At 72.2% G+C, this 13,713-nt stretch carries 11 protein-coding genes; all 11 read right to left on the bottom strand.

Annotated features, from left to right (window positions below; genetic code table 11):
• Positions 1-3,783: type I polyketide synthase (locus FF36_RS26435; RefSeq protein WP_128423395.1), on the bottom strand; the 3,783-nt coding region annotated here is incomplete at its 3' end.
• Between the two features lie 50 nt (positions 3,784-3,833).
• Positions 3,834-4,436, bottom strand: coding sequence for an SGNH/GDSL hydrolase family protein (locus FF36_RS26430; RefSeq protein WP_044887897.1), 603 nt, complete (start codon positions 4,434-4,436; stop codon positions 3,834-3,836).
• Between the two features lie 76 nt (positions 4,437-4,512).
• Positions 4,513-5,748, bottom strand: a complete 1,236-nt coding sequence (locus FF36_RS26425; protein WP_044887896.1) for an NAD(P)/FAD-dependent oxidoreductase — start codon at positions 5,746-5,748, stop codon at positions 4,513-4,515.
• Positions 5,749-5,912: 164 nt separating this feature from the next.
• Positions 5,913-7,721 carry an AMP-dependent synthetase/ligase gene (locus tag FF36_RS26420; protein WP_044887895.1) on the bottom strand — a complete coding sequence of 603 codons (1,809 nt, stop codon included), beginning with the start codon at positions 7,719-7,721 and terminating at the stop codon, positions 5,913-5,915.
• Between the two features lie 134 nt (positions 7,722-7,855).
• Positions 7,856-8,797 carry a LysR family transcriptional regulator gene (locus tag FF36_RS26415; RefSeq protein ID WP_044887894.1) on the bottom strand — a complete coding sequence of 314 codons (942 nt, stop codon included), beginning with the start codon at positions 8,795-8,797 and terminating at the stop codon, positions 7,856-7,858.
• 149 nt (positions 8,798-8,946) lie between these two features.
• Positions 8,947-10,227: a cytochrome P450 gene (locus FF36_RS26410; protein ID WP_236706528.1), complete on the bottom strand. Its 1,281-nt coding sequence runs from the start codon at positions 10,225-10,227 to the stop codon at positions 8,947-8,949.
• A gap of 37 nt (positions 10,228-10,264) precedes the next feature.
• Positions 10,265-11,164: an acyl-ACP desaturase gene (locus FF36_RS26405; RefSeq protein ID WP_044887893.1), complete on the bottom strand. Its 900-nt coding sequence runs from the start codon at positions 11,162-11,164 to the stop codon at positions 10,265-10,267.
• An 11-nt stretch (positions 11,165-11,175) separates the two neighbouring features.
• The gene (locus FF36_RS26400) at positions 11,176-12,042 is read right to left on the bottom strand and encodes an SAM-dependent methyltransferase (protein ID WP_044887892.1); all 867 of its coding nucleotides are present in this window, start codon (positions 12,040-12,042) and stop codon (positions 11,176-11,178) included.
• Positions 12,039-12,299 carry an acyl carrier protein gene (locus tag FF36_RS26395; RefSeq protein WP_044887891.1) on the bottom strand — a complete coding sequence of 87 codons (261 nt, stop codon included), beginning with the start codon at positions 12,297-12,299 and terminating at the stop codon, positions 12,039-12,041. Before FF36_RS26395 ends, FF36_RS26400 begins: the two co-directional genes overlap by 4 nt.
• Positions 12,296-12,910 carry a PaaI family thioesterase gene (locus FF36_RS26390; RefSeq protein ID WP_044887890.1) on the bottom strand — a complete coding sequence of 205 codons (615 nt, stop codon included), beginning with the start codon at positions 12,908-12,910 and terminating at the stop codon, positions 12,296-12,298. Before FF36_RS26390 ends, FF36_RS26395 begins: the two co-directional genes overlap by 4 nt.
• Positions 12,907-13,692, bottom strand: coding sequence for a ferritin-like domain-containing protein (locus tag FF36_RS26385; RefSeq protein ID WP_044887889.1), 786 nt, complete (start codon positions 13,690-13,692; stop codon positions 12,907-12,909). The genes FF36_RS26390 and FF36_RS26385 overlap by 4 nt, the downstream gene beginning before the upstream one ends.
• Positions 13,693-13,713 lie beyond the last annotated feature (21 nt).

Below are 13,713 nucleotides of genomic sequence, written 5' to 3'. Positions count from 1 at the left end.
CGCACCCCGCACCGCCGCACGATCGACGGCACCACCGACGCCAGGGGCATCCGGCGTGACCGGCTGGGCCGGTATCGGGAGCTGGGCCGGTATCGGGAGCTGGGCCGGAGCAGGGGTCGAACCAGGAGCAGGGGTCGAACCAGGAGCAGGGACCGGAGCGGGGACCGGGGGCGTCACGGTGATCGGGGGCGCGGTGATCGGGGGCGCGGCCAGCGCTGCCTGGGTCGGCGGGAACTCGCGGGGAGCGGCCGGTGCCGGCGCGAACGAGGTCGGCCCGAACGAGGTCGGCAGGGCGGGTCGGTGTCCACCGCCCAGCGCCGGGGCACCGGAGTCTGCCGTCGCCAGTTCGAGCGCGGCGAGCTGGGCCAGCACCTCGTTGGCCCGGGTGTGCGTCTGGCCGATGGCCACGCTCTGGCCTGCCACGGTGGCGACCGCCTCGGTGAACCGCTCGTCGGCCTGGCCGCGGCGCTGGTACTCCTGCAGCGCGCCGACGAGGCGGTTGGCCACGTCGAGCTGGCTCTCCAGGTAGACCGCGTGCAGGTTGACCTGCTGGGCGAGGATGTCGGCCCCGGCGGACAGGCCGGCTCCCCCGTCGGCTGGGACGGGCTGCGGGTGATGGGCGGCCACCGGCTCGGGGAGGTACCCGCCGCCGTTGCGGCCCGCGCCGTTCACGGGAGCGCTGTCGAGCAGGCCGGCGCCGTTCAGGTCGTGGTGCGCGCCGGCACCGTTCACACCGGCACCGTTCGCGCCAGCACCGTTCGCGCCAGCACCGTTCGCGCTGGCACCGTTCGCGCCGGCACCGTTCGCGCTGGCGGGGACGTAGTCCACCGTGGTCACCTCGGACGTGAGCTCGGCCCGGGGGGTGGGCAGGGCGGCCGCGGCGGGGGCGCCCGCGGCGGTGATGCGGTAGCCGTCGCCGAGGGCGGCGGCGTGGGCCGCCCGGCGCGCCGGCGGGGTGTACTCGGGCGCGGACAGGGTCACCGTCGGGCCCTTGGCGGGGACCGCCTCGAACGGGTCGGCCTGGTGGCGGTTGAGACCGGACAGGTCGACGCCGAGCACGGCGAGCTGGACGGCGGCCTGCTTCAGGGCGACGTCGGAACTGCCGAGGGGGCCCGCGTCGGTGGGGATCGCGACGACGTCGGCGTCGGGGAGGATCTGGCGGACGAGCCGGGTCAGCACCTGCTTCGGGCCGAACTCGACGAAGATGTCGCAGCCGGCGGCGTGGGCGGCGCGGACCGCGTCGACGAACTCCACCGGCTCGAGAAGCTGGCGGGCCAGCACGGCGGCGTTGGCGGCGCTGTCGGAGCCGTAACCCGCGCCGCGGGTGTTGGAGTAGACCGGCGCGGCCGGCTCGCCGATCCCGACCGTGCTCAGCGCCTCGGCGAAGCGGTCGACCGCGTGGGCGACGTAGCGGGTGTGGAAGGCGGCGGACACCGGCAGTGGGCGGGCGTCGAGTCCCTCGTCCGCACAGCGGCGGACGAAGGCGGCGACCGCCTCCGTCGGCCCACCGACGACGACCTGTTCCGGGGCGTTGTGGTTGCAGATCACCAGGTCGGGGTGCTCGGTCAGCATCGCGGCGACCCGGTCGCGCGACGCGGGCACCGCGGCCATGGTGCCGCGGTCGCCGGTGTCGTCGGCGGGGGGCGCCATGGCCAGGCCACGCTCGCGGGCGAGACGGAAGTAGCCGGCGGCGTCCAGGGCACCGGCGGCGTGCAGCGCGGTGAGCTCACCGAAGCTGTGGCCCAGGTAGCCGGCGGGACGCAGGCCGAGTTCGCGCAGGTAGCGGAACTGGCCGACGGACAGTGCGCCGATCGCCGGCTGAGCGTGTTCGGTGGCGCGCAGGGCCACCTCCTGCTCCTGGCGCAGCGCCGCGGAGAACACCGGTGGCGGGAAGACGATCGGCGCGAGCCGCCGCTCGGCGCCGTCGAACGCGGCGTTGGCCTCGTCGAAGGCGGCCCCGACCGGCGGGACGCCGATCGCGGCGTCGAGGCCCATGTCGAGGTACTGGCTGCCCTGCCCGGCGAACAGGCCGGCGACGGTGACGCCTCGCCGGGCCGCACGGCGGAAGTGCACGCCGCGGGGATGCGACCATTCGACCGCGTCCGGGGCCCGCTCGAGCTGGGCGAGCGCGAGTGCGCGCAGCTCGTCGACGCCCTCGTCGTCGACGGCGACGAAGCCGACCCGGGCGGCGTCGGCCGGGATGGGCCCGTCGCCGCCGGGGGCGCCCGAACGCAGCAGTTCCAGCAGCGCGGGAACGTCCGGGGCGTGCCACAGGTGCGCGCGGGCCGTGCGGTGCAGCACCTGCACGGCCGACCGGTCGCCCGAGTGCTCCTCGAGGACCACGTGGAAGTTCGTCCCGCCGAAGCCCATCGCGGACGCGGCGGCCCGGCGCGCCGGCCGGTGCGGGTCACGGATCCACGGCCGGTTCGCGACGTTGACGTAGAAGGGGGCGTCGGTGAAGTCGACGGCGCTGTTCGGCCGCTCGACGTTGATCGTCGGCGGCAGCACCTTGTGGTAGAGACCGAGGGCGAGCTTCATCAGGCTGGCCGTGCCGGCGGCGCCCTTGGTGTGGCCGATCTGGGACTTCACGCTGCCCAGCGCCGCGTAGTTGCGCTCGTCGCCGGCATCGCGCAGCAGGCCGCCGAGCGCGGTGAGCTCCGTGCGGTCGCCGACCGCGGTGCCGGTGGCGTGGGCCTCGAACAGCTCCACCGACGCTGGCGAGCAGTCGGCGTCGTGGTAGGCGCGGTCCAGCGCCACCCGCTGCCCCTCGGCGCGGGGGGCGTAGATGCTCTTGGACCGGCCGTCGCTGGACGAGCCGATGCCGCGGATCACGGCGTAGATCCGGTTGCCGTCGCGCTGGGCGTCGGCGAGGCGGCGCAGCGCCAGCATGCCGATGCCCTCGCCGAGCAGGGTGCCGTCGGCGTCGTCGGAGAAGGGGCTGATCGTGCCGCTCTTGGACAGCGCCTGGACCTTCGAGAAACACAGGTAGATGAAGATCGTGTTCTCGGTGTCGACGCCGCCGGTGATCATCGTGTCGGCGCGGCCGTCGACCAGCTCCGCCACGGCGAGGCGGACCGCGGACAGCGACGCCGCGCAGGCCGCGTCGACCGTCGTGTTCATCCCGCCGAGGCCGAGCCGGTTGGCGACCCGGCCCGCGACCACGTTGGCGAGCAGGCCGGGAAAGGAGTTCTCCTCCCAGGGCGCGAACGCCTCGACGTACTTGCGGCTGATCGCGTCGGCGTCGGCCTCGCTCAGCCCGCAGCTACGCACCGCCTCGCGTAGCACCGGCGTGGACAGCCGGGCCGCAAGCGGGTGCATGAGGGGGACCGGGCCGGTCGTGCCGAGCACGACGCCGGTGCGCCCGGAGTCGTACCAGTCCGCGTCCGCTCCCGCGGCGTCGCGGGCGCCCGCGTCGCGCAGCAGGTCGCGGGCGACGCCGAGGCTGAGGGTCTGCATCGTGCTGGTGACCTCGAGCTGGTTCGGCGGCAGGCCGAACTCCAGCGGGCTGAACTCGACGTCCGGGATGAAGGCGCCGCGCCGCGAGTAGGTCTTGTCCGGCGCGGCGGGATCGCTGTCGTAGTAGTCGTCGAGGTCCCACCGCGACGGTGGCACCTCGGTCGTGCAGTCCACCCCGTCGACGACGTTCTGCCAGTACTCGCGGTGGTTGCGGGCCATCGGGAACAGGCCGGACATGCCCACAATCGCGATCGGGGTCCGGGCGAGCCGGCGGTCGTCGAAACCGTCGGGCTCGGACGGGCTCAGGGGGAGCGCTGGCTGGGTCACGATTTTCCCTTTTCCCTTCTCTGCCGGGCGACGCCGGCGGACTGGGCGGCTCAGGCGGCCGTCAGCCAGGACGTGCGCTCGACGAGGTCCGCCATCTGCTCGGCGAACAGGCGATGTCCCTCGGCGTTGGGATGCAGGCCGTCGGGGCTCCACAGCCGCCGCCCGGCCCAGTCGGAGTGGGCGGCGATGTCCAGGTGCAGCGTCCCGGTCGCCTCGCACACCTCGCGCAGGACGCTGTTCGCGAACACGAACCGCTCGCGCAACAGGCCGCGGAACTCCTCCGGCAGCGGCAGGTTCGCGGGGATGTCGGGGTAGCTGGCGGTGAACACGGTGGTGTCCAGGCCCGCCAGCGACCGGAAGATCGTGTCGAGGTTGCGGGCGAACCGGTCGGGATCGAAGTCCTGGACGAGATCGTTGACGCCGACCACCACGCCGATCAGCGGCGACTTGCGGGCCAGGGCCGGGCGCAGCTGCCGGTCGACGACCTGCTGCGTGGTCGTCTGGTAGGCGCCGAGGTTGCGGACCTCGCGGGCGGCCACGCCCATCCGCCGGGCGAACCGGCTGGCCCAGCCGATGTAGGTGCCGTCGGCGGCGACGTCACCACGGCCCTCGACGAAGCTGTCGCCGAGGGCCGTGAACCTGACTGCGGGCATGTTCGGGGCCTTTCGTGGCGGTCGGCGGCGCAGATGGCGCCCGGCCGAGCAGTGGCGGTCGGCGGCGCGGTCGCGCTCAGGAACGGGTGAGAATCCTCCGGTCGGCCGGCATGTTGACGTCCTCGTAGAGCCGCTCGAGGTTCGCCGGGGCGAAGAACTCCTCGCCGGGAATTCCGCCGGCGATGAGACCGAAGAACTTCGTCGTGTATTCCGGGCTCATGCTGGTGGCCCGGAACACGGAGTCGTAGTAGGGAGTGAGGCTGAGTTCCGCGAGGCTGCAGGTGAGTTCGAAGGTGCCGTTGCTCTCGGCATCACGGATCTTCGTGTACTCCTCGACCGCCTCATCGATCGGACGCGAACCGGAAAGACCCTCGTGCAGCTTCTCCGCGAGCACCTCGGTGTACTTCAGTGCGTCGGTGATACCCCAGCCGGTGAACGGGTCCTTGTGGTATCCGGCATCACCGACGAGCGCCCAGCCGGGGCCGGCGGAACGGCGGTAGAAGTTGTCCGGGTAGGCCATGGCGCGGAAGTTCTCCGCCCGCTTTCCGTTCGTGCGCAGGTCCTCGCCGAGTTCGGGCACGACCTGGTCGATGATCTCGTGGAAGCTGCCCTCGACGTTGGCCCGGAACTCGCGCATCCGCTCCTTGCGACGCATCACGGCGACGAGGTGCTGGTCGTTGTGCGTCGGCCACGCGCCGAGCTGCTGCTCACCGAAGCCGGTGCGGTGCTGGAACGTCCAGTCCAGCCCGTCATAGTACGAGTAGTAGACGAAGCAGGCCGCGGGGACGGACCGGTAGATCTCGGCCCCGACCAGGCCCGCCACGGTCGAGTTGCGGCCGTCGGCACCGACCACGAACCGGGCGGTGAACTCGCGTTCCGGGCCGTCGCCGATGCGTCCGCGCACGCCGGCGGCGCGCCCCTCGGCGAAGATCACGTCGGTGACGGTGAACCCCTCGACGACCTCGGCGCCGGCCCTGCGCGCCTCGTCGACGAGGATCTCGTCGAGGATCGTCCGGCGCGGGGAGTACACCTCGGTGATTCCGTCGATCGGGTCCGCAAAACCCTCGAGAAAGATGTCCGTGTAGGAGAACGTCAGATGCCGCATCGCCGGCGGCTCGGTGGCGACGAGACGGTCCAGAATGCCCCAGTCCTGAAGTCGGGACAGGCCGGCCTGATGAATGTAGTGCGTGGAGACGGTGTCGCTCGGAAAGGTGGCACGGTCCACCACGAGCACCTTGTGCCCGCGCCGCGCGAGCAGCATCGCCAGGGGCGATCCGGCGCAGCGCGCGCCCACCACGATGACGTCGTACATGGCATTGTCCTCCCGTTGTAGACCGCCGGCGGCCGTCCGGCGGCCGCCGGCAGCGCAGCGTTCGGGCCGGCTACCTTGTCATGGTGCTGATCGGTCAGATCGTCGGTCAATGGACAGGCCGACATCTCATCGGCCGATAAGCCCACTCAATCGAGTGGCGCAGATCACTGGTAAAGAAATGCGATCGCTTCGGTGAATTCCCGCTCGATGATCGCGCGGCGCAGCTTCATGGAAGGCGTGAGATGGCCGCGCTCGACGGTGAAGTCGCCGTCGAGCACGCGGAACTTCCGGATCGACTCGGCCCGGGAGACGAGGCTGTTGGCGTCGTCGACGGCGAGCTGGAGCTCGGCGAGCAGCCGCGGGTGCTCCCGCCAGTCCTGCGCGCCGTCCAGCGGCACGCCGTTCGCCGCGGCCCAGGCGGCCAGCGGCGCCGGGTCCACGGTGATCAGCGCCGAGACGAACGGGCGGGCCTCCCCGACGACCATGCAGTTGCTGACCAGCCGGTGCAGGCGCACCCGGTCCTCCAGCGGCGTCGGCGCGACGTTCTTGCCGCTGTTGGTCACCAGGATCTCCTTGCGGCGCCCGGTGATGACCAGGTAGCCGTCTGGGTCGAGGCGGCCGACGTCGCCGGTGTGCAGCCAGCGGTCCTCCTCCGGCCCGGTGGCGTCGCGGCCGACGGCGCGCTCACCGGCCGACCAGTAGCCGGGCGAGACGTTGGCGCCCTGGACGAGCACCTCCCCGTCGTCGGCGATCGCGACCGTCGTTCCCGGGATCGGCCGTCCGACGGTCCCGGGCCGGTTGGTGGCCGGGGCGTTCACCGTGACCGCCGTGGCGGCCTCGGTCAGGCCGTAGCAGTTCAGCACGTTGACGCCCGCGCTGGCGAAGAACGCCGCGGTGGTGTCGTCGAGCGAGGCGCCGCCGCAGATCACCTGGGTCAGCCGGCCGCCGAACGCCGCGGAGACGTCGTCGGAGGGCAGGTCCCGCACCCGCTTGCGGATCTTCTCCAGCGCGTACGGCACAAGGGCGAGGAACGTCGGGCGGATCTGCGCCATCGCGGGCAGCAGCTCGGGTATGCCGGGGAGCAGGACGGTGCGCGTCCCCGCGTACAGGCAGGCGAACAGGATCGTCTGGCCGAACACGTGCGACAGCGGCAGGCACAGCGCCGTGGTGGCCTGCACCGTGGCCTGCGCCGTGGTGGCCTGCACAGTGGCCTGCGGGCCCTGCTCGGCGGTGCGGAACAGCTCGCCGGTCTGCTCCACCGTGCCCGCCGAGGAGGCGAACATGTTGCGGTGGGTGAGCATGCAGCCCTTCGGCAGGCCCGTGGTGCCGCTGGTGTAGATGATCATCGCCAGGTCGTCGGCGCGGACCTTGCCGGCCCGCTGGGCGAACTCCTCGTCGAGCGCGGCCCGCCGTGCCCCGGCGTCGGTAGCGGCAGCGGTATCGGCAGCGATAGCGGCAGCAACAGGGGTAGCGGCAGCAACAGCGGTCGAGCCCGCCGCCGCGGCCACCCAGTCGTCGACCTGTTCCAGGGGCCACGCCGGGCGGCGCAGCCCGGCGGCGCCGGCCTCGCTGACCTGCCGCACCTGCTCGTCGGTCTCGGCGAACGCCCACGCGGCGCCGGAGTCGGTCAGGACGTGGCGGACCTGCACCGCCGACGCCGTCGGGTACACGGGGACGATCACCGCGCCGACACCGAGGGCGGCGACGCTCAGCAGCGCCCAGGGATAGTCGGTGCGCCCCATGATGGCGACCCGGTCGCCGTGCGCGACTCCGAGGGCCAGCAGCTCGGCCGCCACCGTCCGGGCCTGGTCGGCGAACTCGCCGCTGCTGATCTCGTGGATCGCCTCGCCGGGAAGGTCGGTGCGGCCCAGCAGGGGCCGCTCGGGATGCGCCTGGGCGCCCCCGTCGACCACGGACCAGAGTCCCTGGTCGTCCGGCAGGACGGGGCCGCCGGCCGAGGTGGATTTCTGCACGTGTCATCACCTTTCCGCGTGGCGCGGACGCAGCCATCCGCACGGTGAAGTGCGTTCCAGCATTTCACGCCCGAGTCTCGGATTATTCCGAGAACGCGGCAAGGCGCTTTCCCTGAATGAACGGTCGGCCTTTCCTATCGCCTCACTCTTGATTCGGCGTGACCGTATGCTGGAACCTGGAAAGGCCGGGCCGCCTCGATACAGTCGACGAAGATGTCCACCAACGGCGCCGAATTCGCCGCCCGCCAGACCACGTAGAGATCCAGGGTGGGTACCGGGTCGTAGAGCTGGACCGCGGCCGGCCGCGGGCCCCCGACCGCGGAGCCGATGTTCAGCCCGCGCGACGCCGAGGCGAACCCGACCAGCGGTTTCACCGACACGATGATGGTGGTCGCGCTCGGGTCGTCCACCTCGTGGGCGACCGACAGGGTGATGCCGCTGGCCTCGGCGGCCGCCTGGATCGCGTCGTACATCGCCGGGCTCTTCTCCCGGGCGAACAGGACGCACTGCTGGCGGGCAAGCTCCCCGAAGGGAATGCCACCGCGCCCCGCCCACGTGTGCCCATGGCCGACGACCGCGACGAGCGGCACCCGGAAAAGTCGCCGGGAGCGGAACTCGGGCGAGGTCGGACGACCGTAGACGATGGCGATGTCGAGATCGCCGGCGGCAAGCGCGGAAAGCTGTGGACCGGTGCGCTGCTCCACCAGCGTGACGCTGACGTCGGGATATTCGGCCGACATCTTCGTGAGCGCGGCCGGGACGACGTGCTGACCGCCGGGGAAGTTGTACCCGACGCTCACCACCCCGGTCCGGCCGGCCGCGACCTCGCGGGCGGTGTGGGTGGCCTTGCGCATCTGCGAGATGATGGCCCGCGCCTCGGCCTCGAAGGCCTTTCCGGCGGCGGTGAGCCGGACATCATGGGACGTCCGGGCCACCAGCTCGACACCGAGACTTCGTTCCAGTCGTTGTAGTTGTTGACTCAGGGATGGCTGCGAAAGATGTAGTCGAGCGGCAGCGCGGCCGAAATGCAGCTCGTCCGCGATAGCAAGGAAGGACACCAGGTGCCGCAACTCCATTGCCACCTCCACAGGGGCGTCGAGCGCAAGCCTAACGGTGCCAGATAACCTCTGGTGAACCGCACCTTCCCGCCGCAAGTCACCGGAGTGTCGGACGCCTGCCGAGCGGCGTGAGCCCCGCCACACCCGGCTGGCCGGCGCTGGAGGACTCAGCTGTCGATCCGCACCGGCAGCTCCGCGATGCCACGCACGACGAGGTTGGGACGGTAGGGCGGCGGGTCGACCAGCGGCGTCAGCCGGGGTGCGCGCAGCGCCAACGTCCGCAGCAGCAGTTCCATCTCCAGACGCACCATCGGTGCGCCGATGCAGTAATGGTGCCCGCGGCCGAAGGCGAGATGGCGGGGCACCGCGCCGCCGCCCGCGTACCGGGCGAGGTCGAGCCGCTCGGGGTCGGCGTAGAGCTCGGCGTCGCGGTTCGCCGACGCGAGCAGGATGATCACCCCGTCGCCCGCGGTGAACCGCTCGCCGAGCACCTCGACGTCGCGGGTGGCGACCCGGGTCGTGAGGTGCGAGGGGGTGCAGTAGCGCATCAGCTCGTCCACGGCCGGCGCGGCCAGGTCCGGGTCCGCCCGCAGCGCCGCGTACTGGTCGGGGTTGCGCATCAGCATCAGGAACGTGCTGGAGATCAGGCTCACCGTGGTCTCGTGGCCGGCGACGAGCAGCACCACCAGGGTCGCGAGCATCTCGTCGCTGGTCAGCCGATCGCCCTCGGCCTCCGCCAGGGCCAGCGCGCTGACGAGGTCGTCGGCCGGGTCGGCACGCCGGCGGGCGACGAGATCGGTGAAGTACTCCCGGAACGCCGCGGCCGAGTCGCGCCGCAGGTCGATCTCGGCCTGGGACAGCAGGATGTCGGGGTCCAGTCCGCGGGCGAGCCCGAAGGACATCGATCGCACCGCCGCGTGGTCGGCCGCCGGCACGCCCATCAGCTCGGCGATCATCGTCAGCGGCAGCGGGTAGGCGATCGCCTCGACCAGGTCGGCCTCGCCCGCGGCGATCGCGGCGTCGACGAGCCCGCCCGCGACCTCGGTGACCCGCGCGCGCAGCCCCTCGATCCGCCGCGCGCTGAACGCCTTGCCGACCAGCCGGCGGATCCGGGTATGGTCCGGCGGTTCCATCCACAGGAACGACGTCGGCAGGTCCGATCCGTCGCTGTCGGGATGCATGATCTCGCCTTCCTCGGCGTGGCTCCACGCCGAGTCCTGCAGGATCGCCTCGACCTCCCGGTAGCGGGTCACCAGCCGCAGGCCCAGCGGGCCGGGCGCGAACGGACCGGCCTCGCGCAGGACCTGGTAGTTGGGGAAGGTGTCGTGATGCCAGGCGGGGTCGAAGATGTTCAGCGCCGCCTGGTCCACGGTGAGATCCGCCGGCGGGGTCAGGGCCGTCGCGGTACCGGCGGCCAGGACGGGAGACGTGTCGGTGCCGATGTCCACGGCGGGCTCCTGGGGTGGGGACGGCGGGCGGAGGCGGTCAGCGCGGCGCGGGGGTCGGATCCGTCGCGCGGCAGGCCCGCACGAACCTGGCCAGTTCGTCGACGCGGTCGGACGGCGCGTCCACCGCGCGGCGCACGACCCGGACGAGGTGGTCGTAGGCCTCGGTGTGGTCGTAGTGGGCGGTGTCGGCGATCCGCAGCGCCCAGCGCCAGTAGCCGCGCAGCGTGTCCGCCAGCGGCATCCGGAACTGCGCCACCGCCTCGCGGATCGGTTCGACGACGGCGTCGCCGTAGCGGCGCAGGTAGAGGTCGACCATGTCGGCCATGAACGTGAAGTGGCGGGCCTCGTCGCGGCTGAGCCGGCCCAGGACCTCGGCGAGCACCGGGTCACCGACGACGGCCCGCAGGTTCTGGTAGTAGATCTGGGTGGCCTTCTCCTGCACGAGCGTGTAGGCGAACAGCGCGGCCGGGTGCTCGTGGGGCAGCGCGAACTGCTTGCGCCCCTCCTCGGCGAGTTCGCGGCGCAGGGCCGCCGGCTGCGCGATGCCCGACTCCACCTGGTAGCGGAACAGGGCGCGGGCGTGGCTGTCCTCCTCCTGCGCCCAGCGCACCGTAAAGTGGTAGATCTCGCGGTTGAGCAGGAACGTCTCGACGTCGACGTCGCCGTCGAGCGGGAACCGGCTGCCGTAGAGGGCGAAGTAGCCCGGCAGGTGATCCTCGATGAACGTGATGAACCGGACGGCGGAACGCTGGCCCTCGGTGAGCCGGTCGGCGTCGGCCGCCGCCCAGTCGAAGGCGGTCTCGACGTCCCACCGGCGGGTCACCGGGGAGGCGGCCATGAAGGCGGTGACCGCCCGGTCGAGGTCCTCGGCGGGCAGTCCGACCGACCGGGCGGGGATCGCCGGGATCGTCGGGTGGGGGTCGCTCGTGGTCGTCATCGTTCCTCCGGTCAGCGGGCGTTGCGGCAGACCAGGGCGTAGTGCTTGGTCGTGAAGCCCCACCCGGCGTTCGCTACCTCCAGGTAGCGGGTCAGCTCCGCCGACGTGCCCGGGCGCAGCTCGTCGATCGCGGCCGCGCCGGCGGCGACGCGCTCCAGCCAGTCGTCGATCGTGCGGCGGTAGTCGTCGGTGAGGTCGTCGACGCTCGTCACCGAGAAGCCGGCGTCCTCGACCGCGCGCACCAGCTCCGACAGCGGCCGCATGTCACCCCAGCCGAAGATCGAGTTACGCACGAACTCGGTGCCGGCGCGGCGGTCGAACTCCTCACGGGCCGCGGCGTTGCGAAAGCAGCTCTCCGAGACGTAGAAGTGGCCGCCGCGGCGCAGCATGGACCGGGCGCGGCGCACCGCGGCGTCGACGTCGGGCATGTGGACGATCGAGCCGAGCATGGTGACCGCGTCGAACGAGCGCGCCGGGAGCTCCACGTCGGCGAACTTCCCGACGCGGGTGGAGACGAGATCGGTCAGGCCCAGCTGCGCGGCGCGGGCGGCGATGAACTCGTGCTGGCGCCCGGCCGGGCTGACCCCGGTCACCTCGGCGCGGTACTCCCGCGCCATGAACAGGATCAGCGATCCCCAGCCGCAGCCGACGTCGAGCAGCCGCTGCCCGGGGGCCAGTCGGAGCCGGTCCGCGACGAAGTGCAGCTTGGCGACCTGCGCCTCGGCGAGGGTGAGCCCGGGACGCCGGTAGAGCCCGGAGGAGTACTTGCGCAGCGGGTCGAGGAACAGCCCGAAGATCTCCGGGTCGAGGTCGTAGTGCTGGTTGGTCTCGCCCGCGGGCGCGGACGGGGCGGCGGCGAGCTCGGCGGAGGTGGTCACGCGGCCTTCACCTGCAGCGCCTCGCGGACGACGCCGGCCAGCTCCGCGACGGAGGAGACGGTGAAGACGTCCTCGTCGTCGAGCTCGATGTCCCAGGTCTGCTCGACCTTGGCGACGACCCGCAGCAGCCGGACGGAGTCGGCGCCCTCGATGGCGCGCAGGTCGGTGTCGGCGGCGAGGGACTCGGCGGGCACGGCGAGTTCCCGGGCGACGATTTCGGTGATCTGCCGGAGGATGCCGTCAGCGTCGGTGGTCACAGGGTCTCCTCAACGGGGACGGGGCCGTCCGGGGTGCTGGACGGCGCCGGGGCGGTGGACAGCGCCGGAGTGGGGAGCGGCGCCGGAGTGGGGGACAGCGCCTGGTGGAGTCGGTCGGCCTCGGGGTTGGTCAGGGCGATGCGCTCCCGGGCGGTACCGAAGGGGACGTTGCGGTAGGTCGCGGACGCGCTCACGACTCCGACGCCGTCGGCGTCGATGATCTCCGCGGTCGCGCTGATCAGGGGCGAGCCGGCGGCCCCACCGGCCCCACCGGCCCCACCGGCGCTGCCGGCGCCGAGGCGGGCCACGCAGGTGTAGCTGCGCCCGGTGGCGACCGGGGCGAGGTAGCGCGTCCGCATGCTGACGGTGAAGGCCACCAGCCCGGTGCGCACGACGATGAGGTTGCCCATCGTCTCGTCGCAGACGACGCCGAGCAGTCCGCCGTGGACGACCCCCGGGTACGACTCGTAGCTGCGGCCAAGGTCGAAGGTGGTCTGCAGGCCCTCGGGGTGCTCGGCGAACTCAAGCGCGAGGCCGTGGGGGTTGTGCGGCGAACAGCCGAAGCAGCGGTAGTCCGCCAGGACCGCCCAGGGCAGCTCCGGGGCGGTCACGCCAGCGCCTCGGCGAGACGCCGGCGGACGCGGCCGTTGGTGCTCAGGTCCAGTCCGGTCAGCGCGGCGAAGGCCCGGCGGATGTTGTCCTGGAGTCGGTCGAGCTCGCCCTCGGTGGCGATGCCCGCGAGGAACATGTCGAACGCGGTGTCGATGGTCTCGTGGTTCGCGACCTCGGCCAGCCCGCTCTTGAACACCCCGACCGGATGCTTGATCCGCGCCTCGGAGGTGTAGACGTACAGCGTCTCCAGCACCGAGGGCAGCTCGTCGGGGTACGCCGCCAGGCGCCGGCGCGCGTAGTGCAGGAACTCGCGGGCGTGGCCGGCCTCGTCCCGGCTGGCGCGCAGCATCAGCGAGCGCAGGACCGGCTCGTCGACCCAGGCGGCCACGGACCGGTAGACGTGGTTCACCGTCAGCTCGGAGATGATGTTCGTGGCGAGCGTCGCGCTCGGCGTGGTGCCGGGCGCGTAGGGCGCGCGCATCGCCTGGACGGGGGCGGCGGGCATCGCCACGCCGACCGCGTCCAGCCAGGTCCGGAACGCGAAGTGGTGCTGCAGCTCCTCGTAGCCCCAGACGGCGACGAAGGTCGAGAAGTCGTAGTCGTCGAACTCGTTGAGGAAACCGTGCTGGGCGGCGATCGAGTTGGCCTCCCCCATCACGGAGCTCTTGACCATCGTGACGTACTCGGGTCGCACGCGGTCGCGGTCGATGTCGTCGAACGGCAGTTCGGCGAGGGTCCAGCGCTTCTGCTCGTAGTGGCGGAAGACGTCGTAGCCGTGCATGTCGGTCCTACCTCCGTCGGG

It is taken from the genome of Frankia torreyi, from assembly GCF_000948395.1.
Taxonomy (GTDB): Bacteria; Actinomycetota; Actinomycetes; order Frankiales; family Frankiaceae; genus Frankia; species Frankia torreyi.
This window is presented reverse-complemented; position numbering and strand designations above follow the sequence as displayed.